The following is a 19,327-nucleotide window of genomic DNA, read 5'->3' on the forward strand; positions in this document are numbered from 1 at the left end:
GCTATCCCTAAACATTCTATACCATTAAAATATCACACATACTGGTTTAGGCACGTCAACGCTATTCTTTTTGTTGCCGTTCTTCGAAAACACGGTAATGTTGTTGGAATTTTGATTTGAAATTAATAAAAGTTTTCCTCCGGGAGAAATATTTACATTACGTGGTGAGTCACCTTCGACAAATTGTATTTTTTTCGATTGAAGTAACCCCTTGTTATTGACTTGGTAAGTAGCTAATGTATTCGCTGTTCCTCTGTTTGTAGCGTATAAATATTTACCGTTTTTACTCATTTTAATATCCGCCCCACCATGCTCGCCATTGAAGTCTGCTGTATACATGGGAACAATCTGTTTAGATACCCACTTGTCTCCATTTTGCTGGAACACCTCAATTTCGCCCGTCAGTTCCAATACACTATATATTGTCTTTTCGTCCTTTGAAAAAACCAGATGCCGTGGACCTCCTCCTGCTTTGGTGTTTATCTCTTGAACTTTGTGTAGGTTAAATTTGTCTTCCTTCTGGATTATCTCAAAAACATAAATCAAATCTGCACCTAAATCGGACACAAAGACACGAGAGCCGTCCCTCTTGAAGAAGGCAGAATGAATATGAGATTCTTGCTGTCTTTCCTTATTAACAGAAGATCCTGCAAAAGCCATAAAATCATCTTGCGATTTTATACTTCCATCATCGCGTAAAGAATATAATACCAGCGAACCACTGGAATAATTAGATACGATGACAATAGAATCCCGCGGGCTTAACGCTACATGACAAGGATGCATTCCATTTGTTGATACTTCACTTAGGACTTTGGCTTGTTTAAGATCATAGGCAATAAGCATACCTTCATTGTCTTCATTTACCGCGTACAAAATATCTCCCTTCCGTGCCAAAAAAGAGGGATTGCTCATGGGGATCGTCTTAGACAATTCCACTTTTCCGCTGTGTTCGTCCAAATTATAGATATATACACCTTTACTTTCGCTTTGATTTGTATAAGTCCCTACATACATCGTTTGAGTCTGTGCGTATAATGTTTCCATATGAAAGATAACAGTTGTCAGAAGAAAAAAGATTAAGGACGATGATTTACTTTTCATAAACGCGTTAAAATTCGTTAAATAGGTCATTAGCTAAAATCAAAATACTATATTCGCAGGTAAAGCGAATTACTCGATTTTTATTAGAAGCAAGTTAGCATTAATCATTGAAAAATAATGCTTTTATAAATTATTCTAATATTTTTGTATCATAAAATTTGACACACACAATTAATGAAAAAACTTTTTGGAATACTATTTATTCTGACGGTATATTTTAACTCCTTATCGGCACAAGAAAAGTTAGTAGATCGTATCATTGCTACTGTAGGGAGTGCTCATATCTCGCAATCTGATTTAGAATTAGAATACACTCAATTTTTGGCTCAAGGCAACAAACCTGACGACAAAGTAAAGTGTTATATCCTACAACAGCTTCTGACGCAAAAACTATTAGCTCAACAAGCTGTAATTGACTCTATCGAAGTCTCTGAAAGTGAAGTAGACGATCAATTGAACTTTCGTATCCGTTCAATGGTACAACGTGCAGGAGGTAAAGAGCGCTTAGAGGAATTTTTGAACCGTTCTATTTTACAACATAAAGAAGAACTGCGCCCGGCTGTTGCCGAACAATTGAAAGGGAACAAGATGCAGGGACAGATTGTTTCTAAAATCGATGTTACACCGGAGGAAGTAAAACGTTATTTCAACAGTCTCGATGCGGATAGCCTTCCTTATTTTAATACGGAGATTGAATATGCCCAATTGGTGATCAATCCTGTATTGACCAAAGAGGAAAAAGATATATTCCGCAACAAAGCTGAAGGTTATAGACAACAAGTGTTGAATGGCTCGGACTTTGGTACGATCGCTCGTTTGTATTCGGAAGATGGATCAGCACCTTACGGTGGAGAATTAGGTTTCAATACGCGCGAGAACTGGGTAAAAGAATTCTCTGCTCAAGCTTTTAGACTGAAAAAAGGTGAAATATCTCCTGTATTTGAAACACAATTCGGTTTTCACTTCTTGCAAGTACTAGAGCGTCGCGGAGAGGAAGTGAATGTAAGACATATATTGGTAAAGAAACAACCAACAAATGAATCGCTGAATAGAGCTAAAGCTAAAATTGACAGTATCGCGGATCTTATTGCCACGAAAAAATTAAACTTCAACCAAGCTGCTTCTATTTATTCCGATGATCAAAACACCAAATATGCGGGTGGTGTAGTATCCAATATGGAAGATCGTTCGACGTTGATTCCTATGGATCAATTGGAAGATGTGGAGGTATTTAATGCGCTTGACCCCTTACAAGTAGGTGATATTTCTAAACCTCTTCTGTATACGGACAAAAGAATGAATGAGAAATCATATCGTATTTATTTCTTGAAATCTCGCATTCCGCCACATAAAGCCAATATGGAACAAGACTTTGCGAAGATCAAAGAAGCTGCAAGGCAAGATAAAATCAACCGTAAGCTGAGTGAATGGTTTGAAAGTCGTAGAGAAACAACATACATCGACATTAATCCTGAATTCATGTCTTGTGAGGAATTAAAAATCTGGACCAAACCCACTAAAGAATTAGCTAGTAAATAGCATCAACAATACAAGAGTACAACAATAAAAAGAGAACAGGCTTGGAAATTTCCAAGCCTGTTCTCTTTTTCGTATAAGTCAGGTAGTACTTGTTAAAACAACTACCTTTCGAACATCATTTCCAAGATTACGCGCCATTGGTAATCATCCTTTAATTCCCAAACGCGAAGATAATTGAATTTGACTGCCTTATCTTTACTATGTATAGTTGCCGTTCCTTGTGAATATGCATACTCGCCGCTATATGCGCGTCCTACTTTCAATGGCTCGGTCACAATATCAATGCGTTGTTTTTTTATAAAATTGATTACATTATTCTTGCCTTCAATTTCATTTTGCCAAGGATAATAAAAACGAACTTCCTCGGCCATAAATTCTCTGTAAGCCGCTTCTGTATCGCGCTTAGCAATGGTAGAGAACAACTGGTCGGTAGACTGTACAATATCCTCGCGTTGCTTCAAGCGCACTTGCGAACGATGTTTTAAATACCACGAATCATCTGGTTCTTGAAATTTAAGATCTTTAGCCGTTTGCTTACCGTAATTTTCCACTTCTGCGCGCAAATCTACTTTCCAAACACCCTTCTTATCGCGCTTCCAAATGGTTAAATATTGTCCATAACGTTTAATAGCGCCGACCTTTTGAAATTCCATCGAGCCTGATGTCACCCCGAATTCCAAACTTTTGGACACCAATGCAAAGTTGGGCTCCCAATTCAGCACATCTGGTATATTTGGCCTGTTATTCAAATAATTAAGCGCATTGACAGCCGACGGAACATAGAATGTCGATGTCTTATCGATGATGGATGAGAATGCAGCATGGGGACCTTGTGCCTTAGCGATGATTGCGGCATTGCGGTCAGCTGTAATCAGCCCGCCTACCTTCTCGGGTAGCTGAGCGAATAGAATGTGCGATGGAATGAACGCACAGGCAATAGATACGGTTTTGAGAATAGTTGAATATTTCATCTACAATTATTTGCTATCCCTTAATCAAATCTTATTCCAAAGTGTTCCATCTTTGCTATCTTTTAGTTGGATACCAATGGCGGACAACTCATTACGGATTTTATCGGATGTCGCATAGTCTTTATTTTGTTTCGCTTCATTACGTAGACTGATCACCAATTCCATGAGTCTATCGATATTGTCGCTATTTCCTCCCAATTGATCATCTTTTAAGCCCATAATATCAAAGACGAAATCATTCGTTAGCTTTTTGAGCTGCTGCAAAGTCGCTTCGTCAGCCTGTTGTTTGCCGTCATAAATAGAATTAATCAAACGCACAACTTCAAATAACTCTGCTATAAGAACCGGAGAATTGAAATCATCATCCATAGCGGCGTAACAACGTGCCGTCAATGCTTCCAAATCCACGTCAATTTGCGAAGACTTCGCTGGAACAATCTTGTCCAATAAAGCAATGGCATTCATTAGTCGCTTATACCCTTTCTCCGCCGCGTCCAAAGCTTCATTGGAGAAATCCAATGTACTTCTGTAATGAGCCTGCAACATAAAGAAACGTACCGCCATTGGCGAATATCCTTTTTGTAGCAGCGGATGATTACCCGTAAACAATTCGCCCGGCAAAAATCCATTGCCTGCTGACTTCGACATACGAGCACCATTAACCGTCAACATATTGGTATGCATCCAATATTTGGAAGGTGTAGTATGATTACAAGCTTGTGACTGTGCTATTTCATTGGTATGGTGGGTAGCTGCCAAATCCATTCCACCACCGTGGATATCAAATTGATCACCCAAGTATTTGCGGCTCATCGCCGAACATTCAATATGCCAACCTGGAAAACCTACGCTCCAAGGTGCAGGCCAGCGCATAATATGTTCTGGCTTCGCTTTTATCCAAAGTGCAAAATCCAATCTTCCTTTTTTCTCATCCTGACCGCCAAGTTCTCGCGTATTATTCAGCAAGTCTTCCAGATTACGATTGGTCAGAATGGTATAATTATGCTCTTTGGTGTATTTATCCACATCAAAGTATACGGTACCGTTTACTTCATAAGCATAACCGTTGTCGATAATCTGCTTGACCATCTCGATTTGTTCCGAAATATGTCCCGTAGCAGTAGGCTCGATGCTTGGTGGCAATGTGTTGAATAAACGCAATACATCGTGAAAACCGATAGTATATTTTTGAACGATTTCCATCGGCTCCAATTGTTCCAATTTTGCTTTTTTAGCAAATTTGTCATCGCCCTCATCATTATCTCCTTCCAAATGGCCGGCATCCGTAATATTACGTACATAGCGCACTTTGTAGCCTAAATGCAGTAAGTAACGGAATATTAAATCAAAGGAAACGAAAGTTCTACAATTCCCTAAGTGCACATCGCTGTAGACGGTAGGACCACAAACATACATTCCTACTAAATTGGGATGTATTGGCTCAAACTTCTCTTTTTTACGTGTTAATGTATTATAAAGTACGAGATTGTGTTGCATATAGAACTTTAGTTGTTTTGATTGTAAAAATTATTTTTGTCTGAAATACACTTGAATAGGCACGCCTGTAAAGTCAAAATTATCACGCAATTTATTCTCTACGTAACGCTTGTACGGATCTTTGATATACTGCGGCAGATTACAGAAGAAAGCAAACATCGGTGCTTTACCCGGCAATTGAGTAGCATATTTGACTTTAATGTATTTACCTTTTACTGCTGGTGGCGGATAATTCTCGATCACACCCAACATTACTTCATTCAATTTTGAAGTAGGGATTTTTTTGGTTTTGTTACGGTGTACTTCCATCGCAGTTTCTACCACTTTGAAAATCCGTTGTTTCTCCGTCACCGATGTGAAAATAATAGGAATATCCGTGAATGGAGCTATTTTTTCTTTGATGCGAGCTTCAAACTCTTTCATCGTTTTATTATCCTTCTCGATAGTATCCCATTTGTTGACTACAATGACAATACCCTTTTTATTTTTTTCTGCTAAGTGGAAGATGTTAATATCCTGCGCTTCGATACCATCATTGGCATCGAGCATCAACACGACAACATCCGAATCTTCTAGCGCACGGATGGTACGCATTACAGAATAAAATTCGATATCTTCATTTACCTTGCTCTTACGGCGAAGACCGGCAGTATCAACCAATAAAAACTCGTGACCGAATTGGTTATAATGGATTTTGATGGTATCACGTGTGGTACCAGCTATATCCGTTACAATATTACGATCTGTACCTAACAAGGCATTCGTCAAGGAGGATTTACCTACATTCGGACGGCCTACGATAGTTACTTTAGGAAGGTAATCTTCTTCTTCCTCTTCTTCTGGCGATGGAAAATGCGAAACTATCGCATCCAACAACTCACCTGTTCCTGAACCTGTAGCTGAGGAAACATTGTACACCTCACCTAATCCAAAAGCATAGAATTCAGAAGATTCATGATGCAATTTGGCATGGTCTACTTTATTAGCCACGACATATACCGGCTTGGAGGTACGACGTAGTAAATCCGCTATCTCATCATCTAAATCTGTAATTCCTACCTTTACATCTACCATAAAGATAATAACAGATGCTTCTTCGATAGCGATATGCACCTGATCACGGATAGCCTCTTCGAAGATGTCATCCGATCCATGCACAAAACCACCTGTATCTATTACAGTGAACTTTTTACCTATCCACTCTGCCATCTCGTAGTGACGATCACGTGTCACTCCACTAAAATCATCTACGATAGCTTTTCTACTTTCCGTCAAGCGGTTAAATAGCGTCGATTTCCCCACATTGGGGCGACCTACAATTGCAACAATATTTGCCATAATTTTTTTAAAATTTTAAACTCGCGCGTTACCCTCACGGCAACTTATTTCAAAATGAAATATAGGCTACAAAGTTACATAAAATAGCTGGTAATATTTTTAGAGATTCCATGCAAAAAAGAAAGGCAAGAAATTTCTTTCTTGCCTCCTAATCAACCTATTATACTAATAAGATTTAACTTGTTGGATTTTGCGTCAATGTGCCTGAATATGAATTGATTGCAGATTGAGGAATAAAGTAAATCACTCTAAAGTCCGTCGCTTTAATTTCTTCGAATTGTCTGTGCGGACCTGGGAACTCTCTCTTCAATGACTTTCCATTTCTGAACACATCAAAACTTCTCTCTGCCTGATACGCCAATTCCAATTGACGTTCCTTGTCAATCAAATCTGCTGCATTCGAAGCATTTAATGTTGCATAGCCGCCATTGATAATGGAACGGTTACGAATGGCATTCAAATCAGTCAATGAGGCACTGTAATTTCCTAATTTAGCGTACGCTTCAGCACGATTTAGGTATACTTCGCCTAAGCGGCTAATCACTGGCGAATGCAAGTGAGAATCTTCTCCTTCACGCGAAGCTTTGGTGATATAGAACTGTGGATACACGCGATTCAGATTGATAAAATAATCCAGCACACCTGTATAGCTACTACCGTCTGTATAAATGATTCGGTACACCCCTTGACTTGCATCCACAGGAATGAGTGTAAAAGTATTAGTACCCTCATTTGCTGTAATCGTAGACCCGGATCTCGTAACTACCGCTTGCACATAATTCAAGCTATTGTTTTCTTTTTTTATGAATCGGAATACTTCAGTATATCCTCCTGTAGTCTCATCCTTTCTGTAAGTCGGCTCAATAAAGGCTGCTCGCGCATCTACGATTTTGTAATGATCCGGTCTCCAGTCATTGCGGCCAGTTTCGTTCAATAAATCGATGTATTTGGCACTGGCGAACATTTCACCCCAACCCATACCACCGATATTGGCATACATACCACCTACGCCATAGTAATGGTCATAACCAGAAAACTCGGATGCCACACGCTTGATAGCAAAAATTGTTTCATCATTATTTTCCGGAGTGAAGGTATTATACTTCATGAAATCTTCACGCGACAGCAAATTATATTTATTTGAATTGATCACTTTCGTGCCGTAGTCTACCGCAAGTTGTGCATATTCTCTATTTGGCGTCTCATACGTACCACTCATATACAGATATACTCTTGATAGCAGCGCCTGTGCAGCTTCTTTAGATGCGAATATAGGTCCTCGATCTACGGTGATCATCGTTTCTGCTTTCTTCAAGTCGTTGATGATCTGCTCATACGTTTCTTTTACGGTCGAGCGATCCGGTAATTCCAAATTATTTACCACATCATCTGGAGTTCCGTTTACAATAGGCAAACCTAGGTTTGTTTCTGGACTTTGATAGTAAGGTTTTCCAAATGCACGTACCAGATAAAAATACATCAGACCACGTATATAATAACATTCACCCAATTTACTATCCGTTACCGCATCTTTACCTTCTTCAACCATTTTTATAATATTTGAAGATTGTGCGATTGCTTTATAACTCGCATCCCAAAAATTCGTTAACCTATAATTGTTTGGCGTACGCGAGAAGGATATAAATTCATAGAATGCATCTGTAGAAGAACCTCTAATCATCATATTGTCGCCGGCATATTCGCCTAGACGATGCATCGGATCGGACCAGGACTTCATTTGTGCATAAGCACCATTCAACAATGCATCCAAAGAAGCTTCAGGATTCGAAGAGATAGTCTCCGAGTCCATCGAGCCATATGGAAAGCGATCTACATCACACGAGGCGATTGATGCTGTTATAAATAATGCAAAAAATATCTTTTTCATAATTAATTTCCCTTGTTATTAAAATGTAACATTTAAACCAAAAACATACTTACGTACCGCTGGGTAAACTCCTGGACCTGCAGACGCAATAACCTCCCCATTGTCATTGGAAGGGATCTCTGGATCAACTCCTGAATAATTTGTCACGGTAAATAAATTCTCACCCGTGAAGAAGAATCTTACATTATTAATTTTGTACTTACTTAAATCAACTTTGTAGCCCAACGACAATGAACGTAATCTTAAAAAGCTACCATCTTCTAAATATCTTGACGATACTAAATTTCCTTTATCTTGGTTGTTGTATTTGGCAATAGGGTGTGTCGCATTATCACCTGGCTTTTCCCATCTTGACCATCCATCTTGTAATTTCATTTGATTTCTGTCCGTGTAAGTACCATCCGAATCATATTCTTGTCTAGCATAATTGTAAATCTGTCCACCAATGGAATAACCCAATACCGCATTCAGATCGAAGTTTTTATAAGCCAAGAATGTGTTGATACCACCAAACAAGTCTGGATATGATTTACCCAATCTTTGTTGAGTCGCTTCCGAATAATTTGTTGTAGTCTCTTTACTTGTTATATTGCCTTCGACATCTTTTGTATTCTTATACCACATTGGTGCTCCTGTGTCTACATTAACACCAGCCCATTCTGGCATATAGTACGTATTGATAGGTAATCCTACCTCTTGAATTCTACTAGCCGAACCAGCTATACCTAAAGCATCACCAACGATAATTGGATTGACAACATATGTTCCATCAGATTGGCGTGTCGCGTATAATTGTGTCAACTTGTTTTTATTGTGGCCCAAATTAACATCCAACGACCATTGTAGATCATCAGTGCGGATAATGTCTCCTCCAATATTCAGTTCGATACCTTTATTATTCATCTCGCCGATATTTTTGTACACGGAACCTACACCCGTCATTTGAGAGATAGGAACATTTAGAAGGATATTCTCTGTATTCTTATTATACCAGTCGAAATTTAATCGCAAACGACTACTAAAAAATGCCGCATCTACACCAAATCCTGTCGTTGCTGTTTCTTCCCAGGTTAGATTAGGATTACCAATCCTGCCAATCAAAGCACCTGGAAGACCATCATAACCTGCAGCTGCTGACACCGAATACAAATTGTATTGTGGATATAACTCTGAAGGTCTGTTACCTACAGTACCATGCGCCGCACGTAATTTTAAGTTATTAATCCAAGATACATCAAACCAATTTTCACGGTGAATGTTCCATCCCCCACTGATGGAATAAAAAGTTCCAAAACGTTTACCAAAATTGGATGCTTCATCACGACGTAATGACACTTGCCCTAAATAGCGATCTTCATAGGAATAATTGACATTGGACAAATAGGACTGCGTAGCCCACTGTGTGATACCTCCTTTAGTACGTTCGGGCTTGGATACGACATCCAATACTTCAAATCCCGGAATAAAACCTGTACCGTACACATCAAGAGTTTTTGACGAATAGTCGTTAAACTCATAAGCAACAATACCATTAAGGGCGTGACTTCCCCATGATTGGTTAAATCGCAACACTTGATTCGTGTATCGTCTCGTATATTCCGAACGATATTCCGCTAGGCGGCCATTCACGCTTTCTCCTCCATTGGATCTAGGATCTGTATAGGAATTAGAACTATACGTGTTGAAGCGGTAATTATTAATGGAAGAAAAAGTAAGCCAATTCGTCAATTTCACATCGAAATCCATATTTCCCATTAATTCATAATTGGTATTTGCTCCTTTGTTCCATTGTAAATCATATAAATAGTTGGTATTTTGAGTATTTACCCAACTACTTGAACGATGAGGAACCAGATTACCATTTTCGTCAAATGGACTATCCCAAGGTAAATTGGAGTACATAGCTGTCGTCGAATATTGTGCATCTTCTACCCCTCTTCGTGCCCCGACTAACGAAGGCTTAATCGACAACCACTCAAAAGGTTTGTACACCGTGTTAATGCGTACATTGTAGCGGTCGTAATCATAACCTTTTACAGCCCCCAGTTCATTATAGTAACCTAAGGAAAGATATGATTGTAACGTTTCACCACCCCCTTGAAGGGAAACATTGTGATTTTGCACAAAACCAGTTTTGGTAGCTAAATTCCACCAATCGAAATTACTATTTCTTAAATCATCGTTCCAGCGTGGAAAACTGATTTCATTAGCATTAGCAAAGGATTTATAGTAATCATACAACTCTTGTCCATTCATCACTTCAAGATTACCGTTGTTGAGTTGGTTGAAACCCAACTTGGTTGAATAACTCAAAGTCATTTTTTGTGCACTCGGTCTTTTTGTTGTTACTACAATTACACCGTTTGCACCTTGCGATCCATAGATAGATGTAGAGGCCGCGTCTTTCAATATGGTCATATTCGCAATGTCATCGGGATTGATATCTCCAGGATTAGATCCTACTATAACGCCATCAATCACCCACAATGGACTTGTAGTACCGCCGATAGTGGCTTGCCCTCGAATCACAACAGCCCCTCTCGCACCTGGACGACCTGAACCTGGCGCGACAAATACCCCAGCAGCCTTGCCATTCAACATATTTTCCACCGCAGGCGTCGTTATATCACGCAGCTTGGCACCAGATACCGATTGCAAAGATCCAGTAAGGCTCTCGCGCTTTTGTTGCGTACCGTAACCGACAACTACTACTTCTTCAATATCTTCGTTTGTGGAAGTTAGCACGACAGACATATTCGTACTGCTTACTACGACCTCTTTAGATTCATATCCAATAAGAGAAAATACCAATACATCACCGACAGCAGCCGAAATATTGAAATTTCCAGATACATTGGTGCTGGTAACTGTATTCTTGTCTTTGACTAGTACAGTGACTCCCGCAATAGGACCATTGGAATCAGTCACCACCCCTTGTATTGATGTTTGTTGTGCCAAATATAAATTCTCGAATTTCACATGCACAGGATGTGCTAGGGCAGTATGGGTAGAAAGCGTACTTAAGGCTAGCCCCCAAATTAATGCGTTTTTGCGATGAAAAGACCGCTTAGGTATAAATGTTTTACGCATAGGATTATATGGTATAGTGTATAAATTAGTTATCTGGAGAGCCAAATTAGAGCATAATCTGATTAACTAAAAAGAAATACCAAACGAAATCGGTTGCGCAAATTGAGCAATCGGTTGTGTAAATTCCTTAAATACATAGGCACAAAAAAAAGCCTCACACCGTAGTGTAAGGCTTTACCTTTAGTAGCGGGAACCAGACTCGAACTGATGACCTTCGGGTTATGAGCCCGACGAGCTACCACTGCTCCATCCCGCATTGTATTTTGGATGATCTAACCTTGCGTTAGACTTTAATATTAGTAGCGGGGACCAGACTCGAACTGATGACCTTCGGGTTATGAGCCCGACGAGCTACCACTGCTCCACCCCGCATTGTGTTTTCAAACAAATCTAACCTCGCGTTAGACTTTAAATTTTAGTAGCGGGAACCAGACTCGAACTGATGACCTTCGGGTTATGAGCCCGACGAGCTACCACTGCTCCATCCCGCATTATATTTTATATGTCAAAATCTTTGTTCTTATATCAAAAATCAAAGATTATTTACTCCCTTAATTGGAGTACAAAGATATTATTTGTTTCTTTGTAAAACAAATAAATATCAAAAAAATGTCGCATAAAGCTGGGTTCGTAAGTATAATAGGTAAACCAAACGCGGGTAAGTCTACGCTAATGAACGCTTTAGTGGGTGAAAAAATGTCAATTATCACTCCTAAAGCGCAAACTACTCGTCATCGTATAATGGGGATTGTCAACGATGACAACCATCAAATTATCTTTTCGGACACTCCTGGAGTCATTACGCCTAAGTATTCTTTACAAGAATCGATGATGAGTTTTGTCGAAGGATCCCTTATTGACGCCGATATTATATTATTTGTGACTGATATCAATGAGAAGCACGATGAAAATGACGTGGTAGAAAAATTGACTAAAACATCGTCACCTATCGCCGTATTGATCAACAAAATCGATAAGTCCACCGAAGAACAGGTGAAAGAGAAAATAGAATATTGGAAAGAAAAGCTAAATCCTGAAGCTATATTTGCAATGTCTGCATTGCTAGGGTACAATGTTCCCCCAATATTGACTTACATCAAAGACAAACTTCCGATTCATCCGCCGTACTACGAAAAAGATGAATTGACGGATAAATCTATGCGTTTCTTTGCTTCTGAAATTATTCGTGAGAAGATCTTCAAACTGTATGCTAAAGAAATCCCATATAGCACTGAGGTTGCTGTCACTTCCTACAAAGAAGAGGGACACATCACGCGAATCTCTGCTGAAATATATGTAGAACGTGATTCCCAAAAGAATATCATCGTCGGCACAGGCGGATCCATGATCAAAAAAGTGGGAACCTATGCACGCCAAGATATTGAAGAATTTATCGGAGGAAAGGTATTTTTGGAAATATTTGTAAAAGTAGTTCCCGATTGGAGAGCCAAAAAGAATATCCTTAAAAGATTTGGTTATGAAGATTAACCTTAAATCTGCGGATCAATAGAATATTTAAATCCTATATAACTAGGTCTATAAATAATGAAGGAGAAGGATTAGTCCCTCTCCTTTTTTGCTGTAACTGGAATCTCTTTCTATATTTAATTAACCTGACGCTAGGAAATTATTGTACTTCGGTAGTTTGGAAATACGCACGTAGTGCTTTAATTTGTTTTAGATTCAGCACTTTTTTCAATTCTTCGTCCGGTTGTTCTTTGATCCTTTTGACAGATTTAAAAGTCTTTAATAATTTCTCAACCGTTGTTTTGCCTATGCCCGGAATATTTTCCAATTCGGATACAAAAGTTTTGCGACTGCGCTGATTCCGGTGAAAAGTTATACCAAATCGGTGCGCTTCGTCCCGCAAATGCTGTATAATTTTTAACGTTTCGGATTTCTTGTCCAGATATAAAGGATACTGATCGCCCGGATAATAAATTTCTTCCAATCGCTTCGCAATACCAATGACTGTCACTTTCTTATCAATACCCAATAATCGCAAGCTTTTCAAAGCAGCGCCCAGTTGCCCTTTACCCCCATCAATTACGATTAATTGAGGCAGATCATGCCCTTCATCCAACATCCGTCTATAACGTCGGTGAACAGCCTCCTCCATGGTAGCAAAGTCATTTGGCCCTTCAACTGTCTTCACATTAAAATGCCTATAATCTTTCTTAGCCGGCTTAGCATCCCGGAATACGACAATGGCCGAGACTGGAAAATTCCCCTGTATATTGGAGTTGTCAAAACACTCAATATGTCGAGGAAGCACATTGAGTCTAAGGTCTTTTTGCATTTGAAGCAACAGACGCTCAGTACGAACTTCGGGATTCAGCTTTTCATACTGCAGCATACGTTCTTTTTTGAAATAGGCTACATTCTTAAGTGACAGATCCAACAATTTGCGCTTATCACCCAACTTTGGCACATGAATTTTCACCTCTTCAGGTATCGCCTCAATAGCTAAGTTGAACGGAACTATTATCTCTCGAGACAATGATTTGTACCGATTCCGAATCTCCGGAATAGCGATTTGTAGAAGTTCTTCATCGGATTCATCAAGACGCTTTTTCATTTCCAATGTTTGCGTCTGAATCACTACACCATTCATTACTTTCAAGAAATTCACAAAGGCCAGACTATCATCCGAAGCAATGCTGAATACATCTACATTGCTGATGGAAGCACTCACGACGGTGGATTTGGACTGATAATTTTCTAATTTGTCGAGTTTATTTTTGAGGTGATGTGCTGCTTCAAAATTCAAAGCCGTTACGGCTCCGTTCAGCTGCTCTTTTATCCTCGTTTTCACTACCGAAATTTTACCATTCAGAATATCCTTGATATCAGACAAATTTTGTTCGTAATCTTCCAATGTCTGCAGGGCTTCGCAGGGCCCTTTACAATTGCCTATTTGATACTCGAGGCAGACTTTATATTTTCCTTTAGCGATCTGCTCAGGATGTAGATTCAAGTTGCAGGTACGCAGCGGAAATAGTTCTCTAATGGTATCCAAGACAATATGCATCATTCCCACTGAAGCGTATGGACCAAAATAGGTAGAACCGTCTTTAATATATTTGCGGGTCCAAAACACCCGGGGGAAAGGTTCGTTTTTGATGACAATCCAAGGATAGGTCTTATCATCTTTCAGCATGACATTGTAGCGAGGTTTATGCTTTTTGATTAAATTGTTTTCCAACAACCAAGCATCGATCTCCGTGTCAACTATGGTGAAAGCAATGCGCTGGATTTTACGCACCAGCACCCGTGTTTTTGAGTTGAGTTGTCGGTCATTGACAAAATAGGAGCTTACCCGATTCTTTAAATCCTTTGCCTTACCCACATAAATCAACACATCCTCTTTATCAAAATATTGATAAACCCCAGGCTTATGCGGAATCTTCTTTAACTCTTCTTTATAATTAAACGAACTCATTAACGTCAAATAAAAATGCCAGACAACAAATTACAAAAATTCATTGTCTGGCGCATTATTTATTAAAAATATTCTAAAATCCTAAACGATCATCCTGCAATTCGGGCTCTTTTGGCTCTCCGCCATAATAAACACCGCCATATTTCGAACAATCGATCGTACGACTCAAACCATCCGGAGGAAGTGGAAAATCTTCTTTCGAATAATTCAACTTACTATTAGCGTACACCCGCTTCATATACAAACCAAATACTGGCAATGCGGCTGCAGCACCTTGACCATATTGCATATTACTAAAGCTGATGCTACGATCTTCGGCACCTGTCCATACGCCCGTTACCAAGTCTGGTGTAACACCAATAAACCAAGCATCGGAATTATCGTTGGTCGTACCTGTTTTACCACCCATCGGGTATGTAAGCCCCCCAAACTCAGCCCGACGAAGACGACTAGCTGTACCACCATCTACCACTCCTTTGAGCATGTCGACCATGATATATGCAGATTCGCTATTCAACACCTTCTTCACATCCGGTCTATTCTCATACAACACAGTACCATCTTTAGTCTCTACACGTAAAATCATCATCGGCTTAATCCATGTTCCGTGATTGACAAATGCTGAATAAGCACCCACCATATCGTATACTGAAGCCTCATAAGCTCCCAAAGCTATCGATGGATAATTCGGAACTGTAGAGGTAACCCCCATTTTACGCGTCAAATCAGCTACATTTGAAGCCCCTACCAGATTGATAAGATAGGCTGAAGCATAGTTTTGGGAATACTTCAATGCATTCTTCAGTGTAATCGGATTTCCACCTTGTACTGTCCCGCGCGGTGTCCAATCACCATATGTTTGTTGATAGTTTGGAATCGGCTGACATGGTGAATAGTCATTATCAATTGCCACAGCATACGTGAATGGCTTAGCAGTAGAACCTACTTGACGGATACCCATTTTCACTTGATCATACTTGAAGTGCTCAAAATTAATACCTCCGACCCATGCTTTGATGTGCCCAGTTTTTGGTTCCATCGACATCATGGAGTTGCGCAGGATTAATTTATTATACTTAATCGAATCCATTGGAGTCATCAACGTATCTACATTCCCACGCCAAGTAAATATGGTCATGGATGTTTTCGTATTGAAAGCTTTCTTGATCTCCTCTTCCGACGCTCCATCGTTCTTCATCTGTATATATCTATCCGAACGGCGCATACCTGTCTGCAACAGCTTCGCTCGCTCTCCGGTGAAAGGATTACGACTTCTCCATTGTTTATCAAATTCGCGCTGCAATTTTTGCATCCACTCTTTCTGAGCAGCTTCAGCATATTCTTGCATCTCATAATTGATTGGTGTGTATACTTTCAGACCGTCTCTGTCCAAATCATATGGTGTACCATCTTCTTTGGTGATACCCAAACGTTGAAATTCCTTTTTAATCTCATCCTTCAGTACGGCACGAAAATAAGGTGCTAAACCTTCGCCATAGCTGGATACGTTAAGCTCAAGTTTCAATGGCTTTTCTTTCGCCGCTTCCAACTCCTCATTGCTGATGAAACCTTCATTACGCATATTGGCCATCACCAGATTCCTTCTGTCCTTGGAGCGTTCTACATTACGCACTGGTGAATATAAGGTTGGACCTTTTAGCATACCGACCAATACCGCAGCTTCTTCGAGCTTCAACTTGTCTGGTGTCGTATTGAAAAAAGTTCTAGCCGCCGACTTAATACCGTATGTATTTTTATACCCGAAATCCACTGTATTAAAATACATCATGATGATTTCTTCTTTGGTATAATTGCGTTCAAGACGTACTGCAGTAATCCACTCTTGAAGTTTCTGCATTATACGTTTAATCGTGTTACGTTCTCTTTTCTCCGCAAATAAATTTAGAGCCAACTGCTGCGTAATCGTACTACCACCTTGCTTGTTGCCCGTCAAGGTGTGAAACACCGTAGTGATGGTACGCGAATAATCTATACCGGAGTGACCATAGAAACGTTTATCTTCTGTAGCGATAAGCGCATTGACCAGATAAGGTGACAAATCTTTGTATTCGACATTTGATCTATTCTCCTTATAGTACGTTCCTAAAATACGATTATCATCGGCAAGAATTTCGGAAGCCAAATTGCTCTGCGGATTTTCTAATTCATCGAACCCTGGCAAACTGCCGAATAAGCCGATACGGACCAGAAATATAAACAATAAACCAAACCCAATTATTCCCAATAGAATCTTCCAAAAATTGCGTGTATAACGCTGGATATCTTCTGCTGTTAGCTTACTATTCTTCGATTCTCTCTTCATGTTAACCCGTAGAATACTACTTACTTATATATTTATTTAAATACTTATTGATAGAAGAAGCATCTTGCTCTCTATCAAACTCCATTTTTGGAATTACAAAGGTACTATATTTTTTTTCACGAACCTTGATTATTTCTGGCAGCAGATCCACAATCCTCTTTTCAAATAATCTAACCGCTTCCAATGATTCAAAAACACCTACCCGGATGAGCTTATGGCCGGAATTCAAACTGACCAAAGCGTGCTTATAAGCAGCATGTGGAAACTGCGTTCGCATAAATTGTCCTATAGCATAGCGTGTAGGCGTCAAATTAGAAGATGCATCGTCCACCAAGATTACAAAATAATAGGGTTCATTAATGGGCAAATCATCAACAATAAGCGTTCCATTATTAGTGGAATTTACAGACTTTAACGTTACATCCGCTGTCGTCTGTGCCTCAAAAAGTGATGATGAGCCTGTGCTTCTTTCAAGAGCTTGTGCTCGGAGGATAAATTCGGAAATATTCTCCCGAATAAATCCTGCCTGTGCTAAAGCCCGATCATGTAGCAAAGGATCGAAATTATAATTAGCAATTAGTAAATCCAAGGTTTGTAGAAAAGAATCTACAGGTTGACTATAACCAATTGCCAATGCCCGTAAGTAAGCTAGCTTGGAGAGAGCCTGAGGCGAAAAAGGATAGTTTCGAAGATAACTATCAGCTTGATGAACGACCTGATTGAAGTCTCCGTCCTCAAATTGAGCATACAACTCATTATACGCCTCAACAAATAACTCATTAGCTTCCGTATTTGCTACTTTCGGATTCTGATTATTAACGGAAATTTGGGCTAAAGATGAGACATATTCCTGATTTGAATTTCCAAATCTTTGCACTAAATCTTCCAATAACACAAATGCATCCTTTTCCACACCCAAGCTTTGATAAAATTGTGCTAACTCAAATTGAGCTCTTCCAGCGCTATCCTGCTCTGTATAGCATTTAGCCAATAAGGGCAACCACTTGTGCTTATTTTGGATCAGCACAATTTCTCGTTCCGAAAAGGTTGGAGCTGATGCCAGCACGATTTCATCTAAATGACTTCCGGCCAAATCGAATTCTCGTTTTCCTATATACAGCTGAGCCAATTGCCACTGTGTATAATTCTTTGTTTCCAACGGTGCTTGCTCAGCCTGCAATATTTTATCATAATACAGCATAGCAGAATCTAAGACGTCCGACTTTTGATATTCATCTGCTATATACGAATAGATTAACCACTCTTTATTTATGGTAAAGCCTTTGTGAAACAAATCACGACTAGACAATATTTTATTTTCGCTCGTAGTATGTTGCAGCTTGATTCTTTCGAGACATGCAGTAACCGTGAGCGTACTTGCTGCATGAAGCGAAGAAGCTACCTTTTTAAACTGCTTATCGGACTTGAGAATTTCATTAGGCGCTAACAGCTTGCCAAGCTGAAGCTGCCACATCGCTTTATAATACTTCGGAGGTCGATGAGATAAGGCTTCTTGCAAATAGAAAATACTAGAATCTATCTTTTGCAAATCCTGAAAAATAGCTGCTTTAGTGGCATAATATGTCGCACGCTTATTTTTGGATAAATTTTCAGAATTAAGTGTGTGCAATATTGTAAGGGCTGAATCCGATTCTTTTGTATGTAAGATGGCCTGAGCCCGGAGCATCATAGCATCTTCCTTATATTGCGATGTGCGGACAAGATCAAGATAGGCGACAGCGGTATAGTAATCGGCTTGCAAATAGTATGCTCGCGCTATTTGGCAATAAATAGCATGACGAATATTGTCTGGAGGTTGCTGCTGCAAAAGATTTTGCAAACGGCCAATCGCATCAGTTAGGGTTTGCGGGTTGGTCACCTGTGGCTGATGAATAATGGAAAAATAACCTTTTTCAATATCTGCCAATAGAAGCTCTTCTTCCCAATGGGCTAACTTTTGTTCCAAATGAAACAAAGCATTATACCGAAACTTAAATTCCTGCCACGCATCTCGTTTTGTTTCCGCCTTGTGATTGATTTTCTTGTAGGACATACAACTAACATTTAATAGTATTGTTAGAAGTATGAGGTATCTACAAATAAATGAAATTCGCACCACTAAAAATGAGTATGAG

The 19,327-nt window shown here is 39.5% G+C and carries 11 protein-coding genes and 3 tRNA genes; 2 read left to right on the forward strand and 12 right to left on the reverse strand.

Annotation, left to right across the window (positions count from 1 at the left end; genetic code table 11):
• Positions 1 to 24 precede the first annotated feature (24 nt).
• Positions 25 to 1,047, reverse strand: coding sequence for a lactonase family protein (locus EDC17_RS00310; protein WP_165894342.1), 1,023 nt, complete (start codon positions 1,045 to 1,047; stop codon positions 25 to 27).
• Positions 1,048 to 1,278: 231 nt separating this feature from the next.
• On the opposite strand from EDC17_RS00310, the gene EDC17_RS00315 reads away from it, so the two are divergent.
• Positions 1,279 to 2,643, forward strand: coding sequence for a peptidylprolyl isomerase (locus tag EDC17_RS00315; protein ID WP_132775813.1), 1,365 nt, complete (start codon positions 1,279 to 1,281; stop codon positions 2,641 to 2,643).
• 101 nt (positions 2,644 to 2,744) lie between these two features.
• On the opposite strand, the gene EDC17_RS00320 is transcribed toward EDC17_RS00315, so the two are convergent.
• From EDC17_RS00320 to EDC17_RS00355, 8 genes are all read right to left on the reverse strand, one after another.
• Complete coding sequence (locus tag EDC17_RS00320; RefSeq protein ID WP_132775815.1) at positions 2,745 to 3,614, reverse strand: DUF4440 domain-containing protein; 870 nt, start codon at positions 3,612 to 3,614, stop codon at positions 2,745 to 2,747.
• Positions 3,615 to 3,638: 24 nt separating this feature from the next.
• Positions 3,639 to 5,111 (reverse strand): cysteine--tRNA ligase, encoded by a 1,473-nt coding sequence (gene cysS / locus EDC17_RS00325; RefSeq protein ID WP_132775816.1) that lies wholly within the window; start codon positions 5,109 to 5,111, stop codon positions 3,639 to 3,641.
• A 30-nt stretch (positions 5,112 to 5,141) separates the two neighbouring features.
• Positions 5,142 to 6,449 (reverse strand): ribosome biogenesis GTPase Der, encoded by a 1,308-nt coding sequence (gene der / locus EDC17_RS00330; protein WP_132775818.1) that lies wholly within the window; start codon positions 6,447 to 6,449, stop codon positions 5,142 to 5,144.
• A 175-nt stretch (positions 6,450 to 6,624) separates the two neighbouring features.
• The gene (locus EDC17_RS00335) at positions 6,625 to 8,337 is read right to left on the reverse strand and encodes a RagB/SusD family nutrient uptake outer membrane protein (RefSeq protein ID WP_132775820.1); all 1,713 of its coding nucleotides are present in this window, start codon (positions 8,335 to 8,337) and stop codon (positions 6,625 to 6,627) included.
• A gap of 18 nt (positions 8,338 to 8,355) precedes the next feature.
• A complete protein-coding gene (locus EDC17_RS00340) occupies positions 8,356 to 11,427 on the reverse strand; it encodes a SusC/RagA family TonB-linked outer membrane protein (RefSeq protein WP_132775822.1) in 3,072 nt (1,023 codons plus the stop codon).
• A 184-nt stretch (positions 11,428 to 11,611) separates the two neighbouring features.
• A tRNA-Met gene (locus tag EDC17_RS00345) sits at positions 11,612 to 11,683 on the reverse strand.
• Between the two features lie 44 nt (positions 11,684 to 11,727).
• Positions 11,728 to 11,799: transfer RNA gene (locus tag EDC17_RS00350), tRNA-Met, on the reverse strand.
• A 47-nt stretch (positions 11,800 to 11,846) separates the two neighbouring features.
• Positions 11,847 to 11,918, reverse strand: a tRNA-Met gene (locus tag EDC17_RS00355).
• Between the two features lie 118 nt (positions 11,919 to 12,036).
• On the opposite strand from EDC17_RS00355, the gene era reads away from it, so the two are divergent.
• Positions 12,037 to 12,915 carry a GTPase Era gene (gene era / locus EDC17_RS00360; RefSeq protein WP_132775824.1) on the forward strand — a complete coding sequence of 293 codons (879 nt, stop codon included), beginning with the start codon at positions 12,037 to 12,039 and terminating at the stop codon, positions 12,913 to 12,915.
• A gap of 139 nt (positions 12,916 to 13,054) precedes the next feature.
• Here the strand turns inward: era and uvrC are convergent, their stop codons facing one another.
• The 3 genes from uvrC to EDC17_RS00375 all read right to left on the reverse strand — a co-directional run bounded on the left by uvrC (position 13,055) and on the right by EDC17_RS00375 (position 19,245).
• Positions 13,055 to 14,869, reverse strand: a complete 1,815-nt coding sequence (uvrC, locus tag EDC17_RS00365) for an excinuclease ABC subunit UvrC (RefSeq protein WP_132775825.1) — start codon at positions 14,867 to 14,869, stop codon at positions 13,055 to 13,057.
• Positions 14,870 to 14,942: 73 nt separating this feature from the next.
• Positions 14,943 to 17,192, reverse strand: a complete 2,250-nt coding sequence (locus tag EDC17_RS00370) for a penicillin-binding protein 1A (RefSeq protein WP_132775827.1) — start codon at positions 17,190 to 17,192, stop codon at positions 14,943 to 14,945.
• Positions 17,193 to 17,208: 16 nt separating this feature from the next.
• On the reverse strand, positions 17,209 to 19,245 hold the full coding sequence (locus EDC17_RS00375) for a hypothetical protein (protein WP_132775829.1): 2,037 nt from the start codon (positions 19,243 to 19,245) through the stop codon (positions 17,209 to 17,211).
• Positions 19,246 to 19,327: the final 82 nt, after the last annotated feature.

The sequence above is a fragment of the Sphingobacterium alimentarium genome, from assembly GCF_004342685.1.
GTDB lineage: Bacteria > Bacteroidota > Bacteroidia > Sphingobacteriales > Sphingobacteriaceae > Sphingobacterium > Sphingobacterium alimentarium.

Excerpts from the sequence above, each read along its gene's own strand:
- EDC17_RS00320 (WP_132775815.1), bottom strand. The coding sequence starts at position 3,614 with ATGAAATATTCAACTATTCTCAAAACCGTATCTATTGCCTGTGCGTTC.
- cysS (WP_132775816.1), bottom strand. The coding sequence starts at position 5,111 with ATGCAACACAATCTCGTACTTTATAATACATTAACACGTAAAAAAGAG.
- era (WP_132775824.1), top strand. The coding sequence starts at position 12,037 with ATGTCGCATAAAGCTGGGTTCGTAAGTATAATAGGTAAACCAAACGCG.
- der (WP_132775818.1), bottom strand. The coding sequence starts at position 6,449 with ATGGCAAATATTGTTGCAATTGTAGGTCGCCCCAATGTGGGGAAATCG.
- uvrC (WP_132775825.1), bottom strand. The coding sequence starts at position 14,869 with ATGAGTTCGTTTAATTATAAAGAAGAGTTAAAGAAGATTCCGCATAAG.
- EDC17_RS00340 (WP_132775822.1), bottom strand. The coding sequence starts at position 11,427 with ATGCGTAAAACATTTATACCTAAGCGGTCTTTTCATCGCAAAAACGCA.
- EDC17_RS00375 (WP_132775829.1), bottom strand. The coding sequence starts at position 19,245 with ATGTCCTACAAGAAAATCAATCACAAGGCGGAAACAAAACGAGATGCG.
- EDC17_RS00315 (WP_132775813.1), top strand. The coding sequence starts at position 1,279 with ATGAAAAAACTTTTTGGAATACTATTTATTCTGACGGTATATTTTAAC.
- EDC17_RS00370 (WP_132775827.1), bottom strand. The coding sequence starts at position 17,192 with ATGAAGAGAGAATCGAAGAATAGTAAGCTAACAGCAGAAGATATCCAG.
- EDC17_RS00335 (WP_132775820.1), bottom strand. The coding sequence starts at position 8,337 with ATGAAAAAGATATTTTTTGCATTATTTATAACAGCATCAATCGCCTCG.
- EDC17_RS00310 (WP_165894342.1), bottom strand. The coding sequence starts at position 1,047 with ATGGAAACATTATACGCACAGACTCAAACGATGTATGTAGGGACTTAT.